The sequence below is a fragment of the Paraburkholderia polaris genome (assembly GCF_012927345.1).
GTDB classification, from domain to species: Bacteria; Pseudomonadota; Gammaproteobacteria; order Burkholderiales; family Burkholderiaceae; genus Paraburkholderia; species Paraburkholderia polaris.
Genome location: NZ_JABBGJ010000017.1, coordinates 49289 through 67463, shown reverse-complemented (window position 1 = coordinate 67463; position 18175 = coordinate 49289). Strand labels below are relative to the sequence as shown.

The following is an 18175-nucleotide window of genomic DNA, read 5'->3' as shown; positions in this document are numbered from 1 at the left end:
CGCAAACTTTAATCTGCGGGCGTTGCTTTTTCAGGCGGGACGGAACGGCTGACTTAGCCTTCGACCACGTCCAGATAATCTTCCGGACGAGTACGGTCCTCGGCACGCTGCATGCCGAACATCCGCACCAGCAGGCTCACCACCACCGAGACCACCAGGTTGACGATCAGCGACCACACCGCTGCATAGCCGGGGATCGCCATGCCGAACAGGTGGATCGTGAAGATCGAGCCCGCCAGCTTCAGCGAAATCGCCATCCACGTGCCCGTTGCGATGCCGACCGCCCAGCCGATCAGGAGGCCGCGGTAGTCGAGCACACGCGTGTAGAGACCCAGCACGATGGCCGGCAGCGTCTGGATGATCCAGATACCGCCCAGCAACTGCAGCTGGATCGCGTACGTCAACGGCAGGCCAAGAATGAACGCGACCGCGCCGACCTTGACGATCAGCGAGACCAGCTTCGCGACATTGGTCTCCTGCTCGTTCGTCATGTTGCGGTTGACGAACTCCTTGTGGATGTTGCGCGTGTACAGGTTCGCGGCCGCGATCGACATGATCGCCGCCGGCACCAGCGCGCCGATGCCGATCGCCGCGAACGCCACACCGACAAACCACGACGGGAAGAAGTGCAGGAACAGCGCCGGCACCGCGAAGTTCGGGCCGAACGCCTTGAAGTACGGCGCGAATTCCGGCATGTCCTTCACGCCCGAGGCCAAAGCCATGAAGCCCAGCAGCGCGAGTAGACCGAGCACCAGCGAGTAAGCCGGCAGCATCGCCATATTGCGGCGGATCGTGTTACCCGACTTCGACGACAGCACCGCGGTGATCGAGTGCGGGTACAGGAACAACGCGAGCGCCGAGCCGACCGCAAGCGTCGCGTACGCGCTGTAGCCGTTCAGGCTCGACACGTCCGGCGCCTTCAGCAGCAGCTTGGCCGGCGGCACTACGCTGAAGATGTGACCGAAGCCGCCCAGTTGCGGCGGAATCACGATGATCGCGGCAAAGATCACGATATAGATCAGCACGTCCTTGACGACCGCGATCATGGCCGGCGCGCGCAGGCCCGACGTGTACGTGTACGCCGCCAGAATCGCGAAGGCGATGATCAGCGGCAGATCGCCGACGAAGCCCTTGGTGTCGAAACCCAACGCGCCGATCACCACTTCGATACCGACCAGTTGCAGCGCGATGTACGGCATCGTCGCGACAATACCGGTCACGGCAATCGCCAGCGCAAGCATGCGGCTGCCGTAGCGAGCCGAGACGAAGTCGGCCGATGTCACGTAGCCCTGACGTTTGGCAATGCTCCACAGTTTCGGGAACACGACGAACGCGAACGGATAGATCAGGATCGTGTACGGCAGCGCAAAGAAGCCCGTTGCGCCCGCACCGAACACCAGCGCCGGCACGGCGATGAAGGTGTAGGCGGTGTACAGGTCGCCGCCCAGCAGGAACCACGTGACGATGGTGCCGAAGCGCCGGCCGCCGAGGCCCCACTCTTCCAGATGGGCCAGGTCGCCCTTGCGCCAGTGGGCCGCGACAAAGCCAAGAATGGTAACGCCGATGAAAAACAGGACGAAGACGAAGGTTGCGGTGGCGTTCATTATTTTGCGCCCCCTTGCGAGCTGCCCGGTTTGCCCACTGAGCGGGTCTTGGTCTTGAAGTACACGAGCGCCGTGATAACCGCGCTGATCAGCACCCACAGGAGCTGGTACCAGTAGAAGAACGGAAAATCGAACAACTGCGGTTCGACCTTGTTATATGACGGCACCCAGATCATTGCGATCCAGGGCAACAGCAGCAACCAGAGCCAGTGCTTGCTGGCCTTGTTCGCGTCGGCGTCGTGAGCCATGACGTCTCCTCTTCCCTATTATTGAAATGTTGGCCCGTGTTTTGACGGGTGGTGGATCCCACAGCGGATGGCCACGGGCGCCCCGAAAGCTTCGAAAGAGTATAGGAGCGGCGAACGTCCGGTCAAGCAGGGACGACCCGAGGCGGGATGTGCTTCTGAGGCAGGTGGGCTGGTGCTTCGAGGGGGCGGGACAAGGCTTCGCCGCGGGACGCGATACTGGTGCGGCGGCAGGACACAAGCCTCAGGCCGGGCGCCCTATGCCTCGCTCGCAGATGAGCCCTCACGCGCGACGTCGATAGGCTGCGCGATGGGCGATGCGCGATGGGTTGTGACGCTGAGGACCGTCGCGTGGGCGCAACGGCAAGATTAGACTTTTGTACTGCGGCGGGTACGGCCTAAAGGGAGAAGCGGCTGTGCACAGCGCTAGACGGCTCCGGCGCCAGTTGGATCGACACGGTTGATTCTGTTGGAGCGCCGGTCTTGCCGCTGAGGCCATCCGGCAGCGCTTCGCCCGGCGCGGACACTTACAGCACGGCGGCAGCAGGCTTTTCGATCTGTGCAAGCGGGCCGGCTTGCCCGGCCCGACTGCTTCACTCATCAGATCGAGAACGAGCCTTCCTTCTGCCCGGTCGATTCTTGCAGACCCTTGATCCACTTGCGTGCCGGCAAGCCCAGTTCCGTTTCGATCAACTTTGCGCGCGCTTGCAACGCCGTGAACGGCACGTCGAGCGCCGGGCCCGAGAAGGCGATCGCGATCCGGTTGCCGTCATGAACTTCCGGCAACGCAACGACGCGGCCGTCGAACGCTTCGTTCAAACGCTTCATGTTCCGCACGAAGCTCGGATGGTCGCCGAACAGGTTGATCGTCACCACGCCCGCTTCGGTCAGACATGCGCGCACTGCGCGGTAGAAGCCAACGCTGTCGAGCACCGGGCCACGCGCGGTTGCGTCATACACATCGATTTGCAGCGCGCCGATCGTGCCGTGGTTAGCGCGGTCGTTGACGAAGTCCCATGCGTCCATTTCGTGCACGGTCAGACGTGCGTCGTCGTGCGGCAGTTCGAACATCGTGCGCGCGGCCACGACCACCGCCGGGTTCACTTCGACCGCCTCGACCTTCGCGTGCTTCAGGAAGCGGTGCGCAAACTTGGTCAGCGCCGCAGCGCCCAGACCGAGTTGCACGATCCGCTTGGGCGTTTCGATGAACAGCAGCCAGGCCATCATCTGCTGCGCGTATTCGAGTTCGATGTGATCCGGTTTGCGCAGACGCATCGCGCCTTGCACCCATTCCGTGCCGAAATGCAGGAAGCGCACGCCGCCCTCTTCCGAGAATGTGACCGGCGCGAAACGCGGCTTGCGCGGCGCTTCGATTTGCGGCGCGTCGTGCAGGTCGTCGTCGTGCAGCGTGCGCTTTTTGTTGCGCACTACTTTCTGTTTGCTGCCGGCGGCGTCAGCGTCTTGATTGCGGAAGGCACGCGCTTCAGCCGAAGCACGCTTGATCAATTTCGTCATGTAAGGATGTCGCGCCAGAGGCACAATTTTTGGTCGAACGAGAGCATAGCATTCGCCGGACTCGACGAAGGCAATACGAGGGTGGCGTAACCGGCTTCACCGATCACCGGCGCAAAGCGGCCCGCCGTCTTGCCGTTGAAGCAGACTTTGGCAAGCTTCGGCGCGTGGGCACGCAGCGAAGCGAAATCGTTGGGGCTGGCGTTGCGGATTGCCGCGTCGAGACTGCCTTCGCGCTCGCAGGCGGCGAGCACGTCCCACACGCCGATGCCGTGCGATAGCACGCGGCGCAAACGCTCTTCATAGGCGAGCTCGGGAAGCGGTTCGTCGAGTACCGTGCCGAGCAGACGCCAGAACTGGTTGCGCGGATGCGCGTAATACTGCGTCGCCACGAGCGATGCCTCGCCGGGAAAAGTACCGAGTATCAGCGTATGCGTATCCGCCGCGACGACGGGGGGAAAGCCGCGCAGCATCAGCGCTTCACCTTGCTGTCTGATGCCGGAGCGTGCCCGGCTTCACGCGCGCCCTGTTCGGCATGATTTTCGGGCTCCGCACGCGGTGCGCCATGAGCGCGCGACACCGTATGCTCGAGCGGCCGGCCATGTTCCCGCACATGGGTGCGCTGCGGCGCCTGCGCCGACACCGTGTGCGCAGACGATCTGCTCGCCGTAGACGCCAGATGCGCCCACAGCGCGGGCAACATGCATTCAGTCACCATCAACGGCGCACCGTGGCGCTCGAACACCGAGCGGCGCGCGACCAGCGCATGCGGCGACGTTGTGCCGATCTCCTGCACGGCCAGTCGATACAGCGGATGGCGCGCGGTCAACCTGCGGCTCACCAGCGACGAACGCGCGACGCTGCTATCGCTGTAGAGCAACTCGGCGAGTGGCCGGGTGCGCAGCCGGCGCGTGGCCTGCCATACGCCGACGCTTGCGGCCAGCGGCGCGACACTATGCGCCGCGACAAACGGCACACCGTCGACCGACAACACCACTTCCCGAACCCACACCGGCGCGCGCGGCGCGAGGCCGAGCGCGGCGTGCTCGTCGGTCCACGGCAGCGCGATGGCTTCGCGCGTGACGCGCACCGCGACCGCGCCAAGCGTGCGCAGATGCGCGGTCAATGAACCACCGCGCGTCAGCCAGTCTTTCTGGGCGGCGCTAAAACCGGGTAAGGGACCGACACGCCAGTGGGCGTCGGCGGCATCGAAACGGATAGGCATGGTGTCGGATTATAACGGCGCGGCCGTCAGAGCATTGCCGACCTCGCACTACTCTCCCGTCAGGAAGTTCCATTGACAGCCCTTCGGATGCTGACCCGCCTCAATAAGATTGTCGATTTCAGATAGTTCCGATTCTCCCTCGCCAGCGACGCGCGTTACAACCTTCGTGCTTTACAAAGTCGGCGGCTCGCCTGCGATCGAAGGGCGCGCCATTTGATCGGATAGAGAAGGAGAAGAAGAGACATGAGAACGTTCCTCGGCACAACAGCATGCGCAATGTCGGTCCTGCTGATGGCGGGTTGCGCAACACCGCTCAACCGCGATACGGAAACGTCGCTGAATAAGGCGGTCGGCATCGAGGTGGCGCCGGTCGCCGGTGGTGTATCGGTGAAGCTGCCGGAGGCCGCGCTGTTCGAATTCGGTAAATCCGAAGTACGCGGCGACGCGGCCATGGTGATCAACCGCTCCGCTGTGTTGCTCAAACGCAGCAAGAAGCCGATCGTGGTGGAGGGATACACCGATAACGTCGGCACGCTCGAATATAACCAGCAACTCTCGGAAGAGCGCGCTATTGCGGTAGGGTATGCGCTGGTGGCACGCGGCGTGACGACGGAGCGCATTCGCACTAAGGGCTACGCGTATAACAACCCCGTGGCGAGCAACGATACGGCCGACGGGCGCGCGTTGAACCGGCGCACGGAGATTTTGGTGCGCGGCGAGACGATGGATACGCTGATGGGGCGGAAGTAGGCATTCGCCACCTGATGCTGGTCTCGTAAAAACGCCCGTATCATGCGGGCGTTTTTACGTGTGCGTTCTTATAGATGTGACCTTCCAGTTTCAGCGCGATTCGCGCGAACAACTATCGCGCGCTTAACATCGCCTGCAAACGGGCCGCCACCCGCTCGACCACCGCCCCCCACTCTCCCGGCTGCGGCTGCCTGAACAGCTCGACAGAGTCATACCAAGGCTGCACCTCCTGATTGCCCCAACACCAGTGCGACACGTGATCGAGCATCGCCAACACAGGACGCCCCAGCGCGCCACCGAGATGCAGCGGCGCACTGTCGATCGTCACGAGCGCATCGAGCGCGGTGAGGTGTGCCGCGACGTCATCGAAACCGGCTTCGTAGTGCCCGGTCAGATCGCAAAAGCGATGGCCCTGCGCAGTCACAGCCATCACATCGGCGCTGCGTCCTGGCGTCAGCGGATGGAACACGACATCGGGCTGCGCCAGTATCGGCGCCAGCGCCGCCAGCGGGATGGATCGCTTCGCGTCGCGCCGGTGTGTCGGACTGCCCGACCACACGAGACCGATATGCAGCTTTGCATCCGCAGCACACGCCGTTATCCGCTCGCGCCATCTCGCTACGTTGTTCGCATCGGCGTGCAGATAGGCCGCACCGCCAACCCGCTCAGGCCGCAAGCCGAGCACGGACGGTATGCTCATAATCGGCAATACGTAGTGTGGCTTGCCAAGTGGCCCGTCTTCGATAGACACGCAATCGGCGTAATAGCGAGCCAACAGCGGCTGCAATGCCCGGCGCACCGCAAGCACCAGTCGGCCGCCCTCGTCGCGCACCCGCGCCGCAAGCTCCGGGACGAATCGGACCATCTGGATGTCGTCGCCATTGCCCTGCTCGCTGTGCACGAGCAGCGTCTTGCCGGCGAGCGGCTCAGCCCGCCAGCGCGGCGCCATGCGTCCCATGACGGCCACCACGTTGTTCGCCTCGCGGTCGTCGCGCGTCAGGCGCGCCTCGAAGCGCGGCCATGCGCTCGCCCAGGCACCGCGCCGCAGCTCCAGGTCGGCCAGATCGACCGCCGCCTGCACCGTCGAAGAATCGAGCACGAGCGCCGCATGCAGTGCCGCTTCGCTCTCGTCGTAGCGCGCCTGCTCGGCGAGATACATGCCGGTTGCAGCCAATACGTCGGCGTTGCCGGGCGCGGCGGCATCGACGGCGCGCATGGTCGCCTCTGCCGCGGCTGCGTCGTTGCACTGCCATTGCGCGTGGCTCAATTGCCAGGCCATCTCGGCATCGGTCGGATTGCGCGCGAGCATCTCGCGACAAACACGTTCAACCGTCTGCCAATCGCGTATCTCCCGGAACGCCAACACGAGTTGCAACGGCAACGCGGGGTGGATCGACGGATCCAGCGCATAGGCCCGCAGCAACGCCTGGCGACGCTCGGCTCGCGCGCTCGCATCCGTTTGCGCTGCCAGCGAAATCGCCAGCCACCACGACGCACGCGCGTCCTGCGGCACGTGCCGCTCATACGCGCGCAGCATGTGCGCCGCCGCCGAATGCGCGCCGCAGTGATCGATCAACCAGACAATCCAGTCGATCGTCGCAGCATGCGGATGAGCAGCCACCGCTAGTTCGCTGTTGCGCTGCGCAGCCTCGGCATGGCCGAGTGCATCGGCGAAGAGCGCCAGCCGTGCATGACGCGCACCACTCGTCACGGCCTGCGCTTGCGATGCGCTGTGATAGGCCTCTTCGAAGCGGCCCGCGCTCGCGCACAAGTCCGCGTGCAACTGCGGCGTCACGCCTTGCGCAGCGAACTCGACGGCGCATCGCGCGGCGGCATCGAAGCCTTGCTCGCGCAAAATGGACAACAACAGATGAACAGGATCGGCGGCTTTCGCCAAGGCAGAGTCGGACATGGAAATACGAGGAGTGGGTCGCAACGCGGGGTTGCGTGGATGCGTCATCGCAGAAATAAGACTCAGTGCATAAGCAGCCTAAAGATTGCAAATAATCCTCTAAGCCTCTGAGTTTCGAACGCGCGAGCATAAGACAAATTGGCGCTTTTACATCTCATAAACCAATCTCAATTTATGATCGTTGAAGAGTTTTGATTAGTTAACCATAATTATTTTTCAGGCGATTTTTTCAGCAAGAAGCTTCGTCTGAATCGACAAAAAACACACAGGAGTAAAGGCTTGAATACGACGAACTCAAAAGAAACTTCCGACCGCATCGCTCATCTGGCCGCGGTCGTTTTGCGGCGCCCGGGCGCCTTGTATCAGGAAAAGGAACTTGCCGGTTCTGCGCTCGCGCAGCACCACACGTCTAAACAGACAAGCACGGCGATCGGCAGTCTCGCGGCGAAAGTACTGGCCGACCATCATTCCTGCATCGAGGCCAAGGAACTGGCCGGCTCCGTGCTTTCGCAAGTGCGTCATTTGCATGGGCAAGCGCCCGCACACTAAAACCTTGCCGCGGCGCAGCCAAGTACCTGCGCAAACGCTCCGCCGGACAGTTCGGCGGTGAGGCAATAGGATAAAAAAAATGCGCTGCCGAAGCAGCGCATTTTTCAAACACAAGCGTCAAAGCGACGCCGGTCCAAGCTCAATTTAAACTCGAAAACTCAACCCGCACGCGCCAACAACAACGCGTTGGTACGCTTCACAAAGCTAGCAGGATCTTCCAGCGCGCCACCTTCGGCAAGCAGCGCCTGATCGAACAGCAGATGGCACCAGTCGTCGAAATTCGCGCTGTCTGCATGCAAGCCCTTCACCAGCGCATGCTCCGGATTCACTTCGAGAATCGGGTGGAACGACGGCGCGTCCTGGCCGGCGGCCTTCAGCATGCGCTGCAGATAGCCGCTCATTTCGCCGTCGTCCGCCACGAGGCAGGACGGCGAATCGGTCAGGCGGAACGTCAAGCGCACGTCCTTGGCCTTGTCCTTCAGCGCTTCTTTCATCTTATCGACGAGCGGCTTGAACTCTTCGCCGACCTTCTCCTGCGCCTGCTTTTCTTCGTCATTCAGCGCGCCCAGATCGAGATCGCCACGCGCGACGCTTTGCAGCGGCTTGCCGTCGAATTCGTTCAGGAACGACAGCATCCATTCATCGACGCGATCGGTCAGCAGCAGCACTTCCACGCCCTTCTTGCGGAACACTTCAAGATGCGGGCTGTGGGTCGCGGCCTGCCAGGTGTCGGCAGTCACGTAATAGATCTTCGTTTGCTCGGGCTTCATCCGCGCGACGTAGTCGGCGAGCGACACGGTCTGCTCCGGCGATTCCGTATGGGTCGATGCAAAACGCACCAGCTTCGCAATACGCTCGCGATTGGCGAAGTCTTCGCCGATGCCTTCCTTCAGCACCTGACCGAATTCCTTCCAGAAGCCAGCGTATTTTTCCTTATCCGCGTCGTTCTCGGAGTTGGCCAATTCTTCGAGCATCGACAGCGAACGCTTGGTCACGCCTTCGCGGATCGCCTTCACATCGCGGCTTTCCTGCAGGATTTCGCGCGACACGTTCAACGGCAAATCAGCCGAATCGACTACGCCCTTCACGAAACGCAGATACGCCGGCAGGAGTTGCTCGGCGTCGTCCATGATAAACACGCGCTTGACGTACAGCTTCAGGCCGCCGCGATGATCGCGGTTGAACATATCAAACGGCGCATGCGTCGGCACGTACAGCAGTTGCGTGTATTCGCTGCGGCCTTCGACGCGGTTATGCGTCCACGTCAGCGGATCCTGATGATCGTGCGAGAGGTGCTGGTAGAACTGCTTGTACTGTTCTTCGGTGATGTCGTTCTTCGAACGGGTCCACAGCGCGCTCGCCTGGTTGACGGTCTCGTCCTCGTCCTTCGTGACCATCTCGCTCTTTTCGGCGTCCCACTCTTCCTTCGCCATCAGGATCGGCAGCGCGACGTGATCCGAGTACTTCTGGATGATCGACTTCAGACGATGCGACGACAGCAGTTCGTCTTCATCGGCACGCAGATGCAGCGTGATGGTCGTGCCGCGCGCGGCACGTTCGATCTGCTCCACCGCGAAATCGCCCTCGCCCGCGCTTTCCCAGCGCACGCCTTCCGAGGCCGGCAAGCCGGCGCGGCGTGTTTCGACCGTGATCTTGTCCGCGACGATGAAGCCCGAGTAGAAGCCCACGCCGAACTGGCCGATCAGCGCCGCATCTTTCTGCTGGTCGCCGGAGAGCTTGCCGAAGAATTCCTTGGTGCCCGAGCGCGCGATCGTGCCGAGGTTGGCGATCGCTTCGTCACGGCTCATGCCGATGCCGTTGTCGTCGAGCGTGATGGTGCGCGCGGCCTTGTCGTACGAGACGCGAATCCGCAGATTCGGATCGTTTTCGTACAGCGCGCTGTTTTCGATCGCTTCGAAGCGCAGCTTGTCGGCCGCGTCGGACGCGTTCGAAATCAGCTCGCGCAGAAAGATTTCCTTGTTGCTGTACAGCGAATGGATCATCAGGTGCAGAAGTTGTTTAACTTCTGCCTGAAAGCTCATGGTTTCTTGTGCCATGGTCGGACTTCCTCTCTGTTACGAATGGGGTTCTAGTCAGGTGCGACGCTGGGCCGCTGGCTGCTTCAGCCGCGGTCGGCGCTTTTTTGCACGCCAGCGGACTGGATCGCCGGCGCCGGACGCCGGACGCCGTGCAGCTGGGTTGTCCGCCTAAATTGGGGCAAGCCGGCACGCTTTCAAGAGGCGCGCCGCACAACACTGTCCAGATAGCGGCACAGGAACGTCGACAACTCAGGATCGCCGCAGTTGGCGATATTGAAGCGCATCCACGTGGTCGGCGACTGTTGCGGAGAAAACAGGCTCCCGGGCGTCAACAGAAAGCCGTCTTCGTGGCCGGCGGCCGCCAGCGCGCTCGCATCGACGCCGGTGTCGGCCCACAGAAACATGCCTGCCGTGGGCGTCAGGAACAGTTTCATGCCGGTCTTCTCGAGCATCCGCACGGATTTTTCGCGCACGCCGTCGAGCCGCGCGCGTAGCCGCTCGACATGCCGGCGATAGTGGCCCTCGGTGAGAATCTTGTAGAGCACGCGCTCGTTCAGTTCGGGGCTCGTCATGCCGACCAGCATTTTCTGATCGCTGACGGCCGTGGCCACCTCCGGCGCGCAGGCGATAAAACCCACGCGCAGATTGGGCGCGAGCGTCTTCGAAAAGCTGCCGAGGTAAATCACCCGCTTCAACTGGTCGAGGCTCGCGAGCCGCGTGCCGGGATTGCTCGGCGGGCACAGATCGCCGTAAATATCATCTTCGACGACGATGAAGTCGTAGGCCTCGGCGAGACGCAGAATGCGGAACGCCTGCGCGGCCGTGAGTGACGTGCCGGTGGGATTCTGCAGCACCGAATTGATCACCAGCATTTTCGGCCGCCACGTCTGCACGATCGACTCGAGCGCGTCGAGGTCCGGCCCATCCGGCGTGTACGGCATGCCAACCAACCGCGCGCCCTGCGACGCGAAGCGCCCGAACATCTGAAACCAGGCGGGATCGCCGACGATCACCGCATCGCCTGGCTTCACGTAAATCCGCGAAATCAGGTCAATTGCCTGGGTAATGCCGGAGACCATCACGATCTGATCCGGCGAAGCGCCGATTTCCAGCTCCTCCAGCCGCGTCTGCAATTGCTGGCGCAGCGGCAAAAAGCCCTGCGGCGTGCCGATGCCGAGCATCTGCGCGCCGCTTTGCCGGCCGAGCGTGCGCAGCGCGTTGGTGATCAGATCGCCGTCGAGCCAGCGCCCCGGCAGGTAGCCCAGACCCGGGCTGCGCTCGGGGCGCGCGCCCGTATGCAGCATATTGCGCAGCAGCCAGACGACGTCGATCGTGGCCGGCGCGGGCGCCGCTGCGGCGATCGTGTGGATCTCAGCCGTCGGCGCACCGCCCAATCGTTCACGCACATAGAAACCGGAACCGCGCCGCGACTCCAGATAGCCCTGCGCCACCAAGCGCTCGTACGCCTCGACCACGGTGAAGCGCGACACGCCCTTGTCCTGCGCCAGCTTGCGGATCGACGGCATGCGCATGCCGGGACGGAACACGCGCTCCTCGATGCGGCGGCGCGCCCACTGGACGAGCTGCTCGACCAGCGTCAGCGAGGCCGTATCGTGCGGGGTAGGAATCTGGGCAAGCGGGACGGACATAACGGGCTCCAACTGTACCGTAGAGTATTGAATCGATTGTACCGTTACTGTGCCGGTCGCCGCCGCTACATTCAAGGCTACATTTGAGATAAGCAACGGATGATGAAGCGGCTCGGGCGGCATGCATTGCACGCGAGCGGCACCGGACAAGACCAGCCCAAACGCCATCCGCCTGCCCCGCCGACCCGGCAAACGGTTATGCTTACGACCCCGGCAACGCTGCTGCCGCATCCGGCGCGCGTTCCGGCTTACCGCAGAAACCGTTTTCCTGATCCGCCATGACTGCCCATTCGCTCCGTCTCGATCACCTCGTGATTTCCGCCCGTACCCTCGACGAGGGCACGCAGTACGTTGCCGACACGCTCGGCGTCGCACCGGCCGGCGGCGGCACGCATCCGCTGATGCGCACGCACAATCGCCTGTTGAACCTGTGGGGCGGCGTGTATCTGGAGGTAATCGCGGTCGACCCGCAGGCCGCGGAACCCACGAAGGGTGCCGCGCCCCGTGCTCGCCTGTTCGCGCTCGACGACCCGGCGACGCAAGCGCGGCTCGAGAAAGGGCCGTACCTGTCGCACTGGGTCGCGCGAGTCGACCGCCCGAAGCGGCTCGCGGCGTGGCAGACGCAGTACCCGCAGCGCCTTGCACCGATCGTGCCGATGACGCGTGGCGATTTCAGCTGGGGGCTGTCGGTGCCTGACGACGGCGCGTTCCCCGCGTGGCAAGGCGCCGGCGACGGCGTGTTGCCGTCGCTGATCCAGTGGGACACGCCGCGGCATCCGTCGGCGGTATTGCCGGAAACAGACATTGCACTGAAAGCTTTGAAAGCAGCACATCCGCAAGCCGACGTGATTGCTGCGCAATTGCACTGGCTGGGCGCGGCGCACCTGATCGCACTCGAGGCCACAGAAGGCGCAGCGGCGCTCATCGCCGAATTTGAAACACCCGAGGGTCTACGGACCCTTAAATAAGCAGCGCGCGCGGGTCGCCAACTCGCGCGATAATTGCAGTTTTGACCGGTTCCAGAGATACCAGCAGAGGAGACCATGGACCAAAGCGACTTGAAAGCCCCCACGTGGCAACTGTCCGAACGCGCGCGCAAGCTCACGAGCTCGGCGATCCGCGAGATCCTGAAGGTCACGGAACGGCCCGAAGTCATTTCGTTCGCGGGCGGCCTGCCCTCGCCGGCGACTTTCCCGGCCGAACGCATGCGCGAAGCATCCGACCGCATTCTGCGCGACGCGCCCGCCGCGGCTTTGCAATACAGCGCGACTGAAGGCTACCTGCCGCTGCGCGAATGGATTGCCCAACGCTATTCGGTGAACGGCGCGCAGATTCGCCCTTCGCAGGTGCTGATCACGACCGGCTCGCAACAAGCGCTCGACCTGCTCGGCAAAGTGCTGGTGTGCCCGGACAGCCCCGTGCTGGTCGAAACGCCGACCTACCTCGGCGCGCTGCAATCGTTCTCGATGTACGAACCACGCTACGTGCAGGTGCCGACCGACGAGCAAGGCCTGATTCCCGAGGCGCTGACGCCCGAACTGACGGCCGGCGCACGCCTCTTGTACGCGCAACCGAACTTCCAGAATCCAACGGGCCGCCGCCTGCCGGTCGAGCGCCGCCGTGCATTGGCCGCGTTTGCGAAGACCGCACCGTTCCCGGTGATCGAAGACGATCCCTACGGCGCGCTCGACTACGCCGGTGAGCCGCTGCCCACCATGCTGTCGATGGCGCCGGATCACATCGTCCATCTCGGCTCGTTCTCGAAAGTGCTGGCGCCGGGCCTGCGGGTCGGCTACATCATTGCGCCCGAAGAGTTGATCTTCAAGCTCGTGCAGGCCAAGCAAGCCACCGATCTGCACACGCCGAGCTTCACGCAACGCATCGTGTACGAAGTGATCAAAGATGGCTTCCTCGACACGCACGTGCCGACCATTCGCGAGCTGTATCGCGACCAATGCGCGGCAATGCTCGCCTCGCTCGAACGCTACATGCCCGAAGGCGTAAGCTGGAACCGTCCGGAAGGCGGCATGTTCGTGTGGGTCAATCTGCCCGCACAGATCGACAGCATGAAGCTGCTCGAAGAAGCTGTCGCGCAGAACGTCGCATTCGTGCCAGGCGGTCCGTTCTTCGCGAGCGAAGCCCAGCACAACACGCTGCGCCTGTCGTTCGTGACGGTGCCGCCGGCCAAGATCGACGAAGGCGTATCGCGTCTCGCGGCGCTGATCCGCGCGAAGGTCTAAGCGACCCCGGCGGCCCCGCCGGGTTACCGAATTCCACTACTGACCAAGGACACACCATGGCTCAAACGAATGTGTACGACAAGCTTAAGGAACTGGGCATCGAATTGCCGAGCGCAGGCGCTCCCGCAGCCGCCTATGTGATGAGCGCGCAAAGCGGCAACACGGTGTACCTGTCCGGTCACATCGCCAAGAAGGACGGCAAGGTGTGGACCGGCAAGCTCGGCGCCACGCTCACCACCGAAGAAGGCAAGGCCGCCGCACGCTCGATCGCGATCGACCTGCTCGCCACGCTGCACGCGCATGTGGGCGATCTGAACCGCGTCACGCGCATCGTTAAACTGATGAGCCTCGTCAACTCGACGCTGGAGTTCACGGAGCAGCATCTGGTCACCAACGGCGCGTCCGAACTGGTCGCGGACGTGTTCGCCGAGCGCGGCAAGCATGCACGCTCGGCGTTCGGCGTCGCGCAGATTCCGCTCGGCGCATGCGTCGAGATCGAGATGATCGCCGAAGTCGAATAACACATGCCAACAGGTTCGGCTGCTGGTTCGCCCAGCGGATCGTCCTGAACTTACTGAACGCGTCGCGAGGTGTCTGTCACCTGCGGCGCGTTTTGCTTTTGCGGCGAGGTAGATCGTTCCTTTGGCACCAGATAGAATCCGCGAATCCTACCCATTTGCTGGATTCTCCGGATTGCGCCCGATGCCCGCCAACACCGTTCGTTTTAAACAGGTCGACGTGTTCACGTCGGTGCCGTTCAAAGGCAATCCCCTTGCGGTCGTGTTCGACGCCGATGCGCTCGATACGGATCAGATGCAAGCGATCGCGCACTGGACCAATCTGTCCGAAACCACCTTCCTGCTGAAGCCGACCGACCCGGCCGCCGACTATCGCGTGCGTATTTTCACGACGCATGGCGAATTGCCGTTCGCCGGTCATCCGACACTCGGCACCGCGCATGCGTTGCTCGAAAGTGGGTATCGACCGAAGCAGGCCGGCAAGCTGGTACAGCAATGCGGCGTGGGTCTCGTCGACTTGCAAGCGCTAACTGAATCTGGATCGGCCGGCCAGACGCAAGGCGGATGGGCTTTCGCCGCGCCGCCCGCGCGCGTCACGGCGCTTCCCCAAGATCAGTACGCGGCACTGACTACGGCTTTGCGTAGCGATGCGATCGATTTCAGTGCAACGCCCTGCGCGGTCGACAATGGTGCGCCATGGCTCGTGGTGCGCGTCAATTCAGCGCGCGACTGCCTCGCACTCGAACCTGATGCCGCTGCGCTCGCCGACATCGTGCATGCGATGGACACTCATGGCCTAGCCGTCTACGGACCGCACGACGCTGACGGGCCGGCCACTTTCGAGGTGCGCTGCCTGATGACAGGCGGCGGCTTCGGCGTCGGCGAAGATCCGGTAACGGGCAGCGCGAACGCCGCGGTCGCGGGCCTCCTGAGCGCCCAGCAGTTGCGCCCGGGCTCACACTACACGGCCCGCCAAGGCACCGTACTGGGCCGCGCCGGCAACGTTTCGGTGCACTACGACGACGCAGCCGGCAAGACGTGGATCGGTGGGCCGTCGGTAACGATCGTCGACGGCACGTTCCGGTTGCCATGACCGGCGCGGCTCGCGATTGCAGCCTCGCGACCGCTGTCCTGCCGCTGAACGTCGACCGTGTCTCGCCGCTTCCGGCCACGCTTAAGCACAAAACGCCGCACCGCCTGCACGATTAATGCGTCATGCATGACGAGAGGCCTGGCACACCTGAATTCCGGAGCCCGATGAAATATTCGAAAACGACTGCCAGGCTGCGGCCCCAAGGCTGGCCGCGCCGGCTGCGAATTCGTCCGGCTGGGGCGGTCTGTCGCGCCCGCGTATACCCGATGCGCGGACCCTTCCTTAATCCAGTGGCATTAAGTAATATCGAAACGTACCCGATTACCTGCGGATGGTCAGGCACGACGCCACGCTCTCTTCCCCTGCGCAGCAGTACCGGCACCTTGGTCACCATGCAGCCACCCATGAAATTAGCGCAGTCGACGCTCGCGCAGTTGCAATTGGCCGGCACCAGGGAACGGGCCACCCGATGAGCCAGTTCCGCTTCTCCGACCAGCGCGAAACCAAACCCCGCCGCGATCCGGCCGTGTCGCGCCGCCGTGCCTTGCTCGCCATCCCCGCGCTCGGCGTGCTGGTGCTGATCCTGCTTTGGACCGTGATCTTCGCGCGTCTGTCGGTTGAGAAAGAAGCCACGAATCGTGAAGCGACGGCCTCTGCCGCGATTCTCTCCGCGGCGCTGGAGCAGCACACGGTCAAGGCGATTCACCAGGTCGACCAGATTACCCGCTTCGTTAAATACGAGTTCGAGAAAACGCCGAATCATTTCGATCTCGCCAGCACAGTCGAAAAAGGCGTGGTGCAAAGCGAGACGCTGGTGCAGGTGTCGCTGATCGACGAGCACGGCACGCTGATCGCCAACACGGCCGAACTCAATCCCAAGCACATCGACCTGTCGGACCGCGAACACTTCAAGGTCCACGAACACGAAAACGACGACCAGTTGTATATCAGCAAGCCGGTACTCGGCCGCATATCCGGCCACTGGACCTTGCAGATGACGCGGCGTCTGAATCATCCCGACGGCTCCTTCGCAGGGGTCGTGGTGGTCTCCGAAGACCCAAGCTATTTCACTAGCGACTTCTACAACAACGCGGCCATTGGCCGCGAAGGCGTGATCGCAGTGATCTCGGACAACGGCACCGTATTGGCGCGCCGCACGGGCAGCGCCGACAGTGCCAACGGCTCATTCTCGGCGAGCGGCTCATATCCGACCTCGGAGCATGTGTCGGGCACCTACGTCGATTCGATCGACAACGTCACGCGTATCGTCTCGTACCGGCATATCGACGGCTATCCGCTCGGCGTGCTGGTGGGCCTGTCGCAAGCCGAGGAATTCGCCGACTACAACCACACGCGCAACGTCTATCTGCTGATGGCCGGCTTCATCTCGCTCGCGATGTTGAGCTTCTTCGCGGTGGCCACCGGTTTGATCGGCAAGCTGCTCGGGCGCGAGCGCGAGATGACGCATCTGGTCGAGTACGATCTGCTGACCGGTTTGCGCAATCGCTATGCGACGCTGCAAACGCTACGGCACGACGTGGCGCAGCCTTCCAATCTCGGGCGCCTCGCGATTCTCTTCATCGACCTCGACAACTTCAAGACCGTTAATGACACGCTTGGCCACAACGCCGGCGACATCGTGTTGCAAATGACGGCCTCGCGCCTCGCCGGCGCGGTTGGCGACGGCGGCGCGTTGAGCCGCATCGGCGGCGACGAGTTCGTCGTGGTGATCAAGGGCGACGACGTAGAAAAGCGCGCGGTCACACTCGCCGAAGCGGCGGCCGAAGCATTCGCCAAGCCTTTCGAAGTGCGCGGCAGTTCGTTCGTACTGCATGCAAGCATCGGCATCGCGCTCTACTCGGTCGCCAACGAGAGTGAAATCGACCTGCTGAAAAAAGCCGACCTGGCGATGTACAGCGCGAAGGACGCGGGCAAGAACTGCTACCAGTTCTATTCGCCGCATTTGTCGCACCGTGCGGACCATTTGATGAAGTGGGAACAGCAGTTGCGCGTCGCGCTCGCCGAAGGCCAACTGTTTCTCGCCTATCAGCCGAAGATCGATCTGACGCGCCGCTGCATCACCGGTTTCGAAGCGCTGGTGCGCTGGAACCACCCGCAACACGGTCTGATTCCGGCCAACGAATTCATTCCGGTCGCCGAGTCGACCGGCCTGATCGTGCCGATCGGCGACTTCGTGATTGAAACCGCCTGCCGTCAATTGGCGTTGTGGCAGCAACAGGGCTACGACACGCTGTCGCTCGCGGTGAACATCTCCGCGGTGCAGTTCTGGCGCGGCGATCTGTACGAAACCATCTCACACGCAATCGAGGAAAGCGGCATCTCCGCGCGCCGGTTGGAACTCGAAATCACCGAGACGGCGATGATGGAATATCCGGAACTCGTGTCGGAGAAGATCTTCGCGTTGAAGCGCCTCGGCGTGCGCATCGCGCTCGACGACTTCGGCACAGGCTATTCCTCGCTGTCCTACCTGAACCGCTTCTCGGTCGACACGCTGAAGGTGGACCGTTCGTTCGTCCAGGCGATTCCCGGCGACCGCAGCGTGTGCGTGATGGTCACCGCGATCGTCAACCTGGCGCGTTCGCTCGGGCTCACGGTGGTGGTCGAAGGCACCGAGACCGAAGAGCAGATTGCGTGGCTCGCCGCGCTTGGCCATATTGAGGCGCAGGGTTTCCTGTTCTCGCGTCCGGTGCCGGTCGACGCGATTCCGGCACTGCTCGAACGCTTCGGCGTGTGTGGCATGAAGGGGCGGCAGCCCGCGCGTGACATCGATAGCACCAGCAGCGTGTCCAGCACGAGCACAAGCACCAATAGCTGAGCG

15 protein-coding genes are annotated in these 18175 nt (G+C 62.9%); 7 read left to right on the top strand and 8 right to left on the bottom strand.

Going from position 1 to position 18175, the window contains the following annotated elements; all coding sequences use genetic code 11:
* Positions 1-53 precede the first annotated feature (53 nt).
* The 5 genes from mctP to HHL24_RS17285 form a co-directional block, all read right to left on the bottom strand.
* Complete coding sequence (mctP, locus tag HHL24_RS17305) at positions 54-1604, bottom strand: monocarboxylate uptake permease MctP (protein WP_169486657.1); 1551 nt, start codon at positions 1602-1604, stop codon at positions 54-56.
* The gene (locus HHL24_RS17300) at positions 1604-1852 is read right to left on the bottom strand and encodes a DUF3311 domain-containing protein (RefSeq protein WP_169486656.1); all 249 of its coding nucleotides are present in this window, start codon (positions 1850-1852) and stop codon (positions 1604-1606) included. The genes mctP and HHL24_RS17300 overlap by 1 nt, the downstream gene beginning before the upstream one ends.
* 597 nt (positions 1853-2449) lie before the next feature.
* Positions 2450-3364, bottom strand: a complete 915-nt coding sequence (locus tag HHL24_RS17295) for a class I SAM-dependent methyltransferase (protein ID WP_169486655.1) — start codon at positions 3362-3364, stop codon at positions 2450-2452.
* Positions 3361-3834 carry a DNA-deoxyinosine glycosylase gene (locus HHL24_RS17290; protein ID WP_169486654.1) on the bottom strand — a complete coding sequence of 158 codons (474 nt, stop codon included), beginning with the start codon at positions 3832-3834 and terminating at the stop codon, positions 3361-3363. Before HHL24_RS17290 ends, HHL24_RS17295 begins: the two co-directional genes overlap by 4 nt.
* Positions 3834-4586 (bottom strand): chorismate--pyruvate lyase family protein, encoded by a 753-nt coding sequence (locus tag HHL24_RS17285; RefSeq protein ID WP_169486653.1) that lies wholly within the window; start codon positions 4584-4586, stop codon positions 3834-3836. The genes HHL24_RS17290 and HHL24_RS17285 overlap by 1 nt, the downstream gene beginning before the upstream one ends.
* 243 nt (positions 4587-4829) lie before the next feature.
* Between HHL24_RS17285 and HHL24_RS17280 the strand changes: the two genes are divergently transcribed.
* Positions 4830-5336: an OmpA family protein gene (locus HHL24_RS17280; protein WP_169486652.1), complete on the top strand. Its 507-nt coding sequence runs from the start codon at positions 4830-4832 to the stop codon at positions 5334-5336.
* Positions 5337-5448: 112 nt separating this feature from the next.
* On the opposite strand, the gene HHL24_RS17275 is transcribed toward HHL24_RS17280, so the two are convergent.
* Positions 5449-7248: a tetratricopeptide repeat-containing glycosyltransferase family protein gene (locus tag HHL24_RS17275; protein WP_169486651.1), complete on the bottom strand. Its 1800-nt coding sequence runs from the start codon at positions 7246-7248 to the stop codon at positions 5449-5451.
* Positions 7249-7527: 279 nt separating this feature from the next.
* Here HHL24_RS17275 and HHL24_RS17270 point away from each other — a divergent pair, with 279 nt between their 5' ends.
* Entirely contained in the window at positions 7528-7797 is a 270-nt protein-coding gene (locus HHL24_RS17270) for a hypothetical protein (protein WP_120347728.1), read from the top strand.
* Between the two features lie 158 nt (positions 7798-7955).
* Here HHL24_RS17270 and htpG read toward each other — a convergent pair whose 3' ends face one another.
* Positions 7956-9854 carry a molecular chaperone HtpG gene (gene htpG, locus HHL24_RS17265; RefSeq protein ID WP_169486650.1) on the bottom strand — a complete coding sequence of 633 codons (1899 nt, stop codon included), beginning with the start codon at positions 9852-9854 and terminating at the stop codon, positions 7956-7958.
* Positions 9855-10030: 176 nt separating this feature from the next.
* Positions 10031-11485: an aminotransferase-like domain-containing protein gene (locus HHL24_RS17260; RefSeq protein WP_169486649.1), complete on the bottom strand. Its 1455-nt coding sequence runs from the start codon at positions 11483-11485 to the stop codon at positions 10031-10033.
* Positions 11486-11763: 278 nt separating this feature from the next.
* On the opposite strand from HHL24_RS17260, the gene HHL24_RS17255 reads away from it, so the two are divergent.
* From HHL24_RS17255 to HHL24_RS17235, 5 genes are all read left to right on the top strand, one after another.
* A complete protein-coding gene (locus HHL24_RS17255) occupies positions 11764-12453 on the top strand; it encodes a VOC family protein (RefSeq protein WP_169486648.1) in 690 nt (229 codons plus the stop codon).
* A gap of 75 nt (positions 12454-12528) precedes the next feature.
* The gene (locus HHL24_RS17250) at positions 12529-13725 is read left to right on the top strand and encodes an aminotransferase-like domain-containing protein (RefSeq protein WP_169486647.1); all 1197 of its coding nucleotides are present in this window, start codon (positions 12529-12531) and stop codon (positions 13723-13725) included.
* A gap of 56 nt (positions 13726-13781) precedes the next feature.
* Positions 13782-14246, top strand: a complete 465-nt coding sequence (locus tag HHL24_RS17245; RefSeq protein WP_169486646.1) for a RidA family protein — start codon at positions 13782-13784, stop codon at positions 14244-14246.
* A gap of 181 nt (positions 14247-14427) precedes the next feature.
* Complete coding sequence (locus HHL24_RS17240) at positions 14428-15336, top strand: PhzF family phenazine biosynthesis protein (protein ID WP_169486645.1); 909 nt, start codon at positions 14428-14430, stop codon at positions 15334-15336.
* Between the two features lie 469 nt (positions 15337-15805).
* On the top strand, positions 15806-18172 hold the full coding sequence (locus HHL24_RS17235; RefSeq protein ID WP_169486644.1) for a bifunctional diguanylate cyclase/phosphodiesterase: 2367 nt from the start codon (positions 15806-15808) through the stop codon (positions 18170-18172).
* Positions 18173-18175 lie beyond the last annotated feature (3 nt).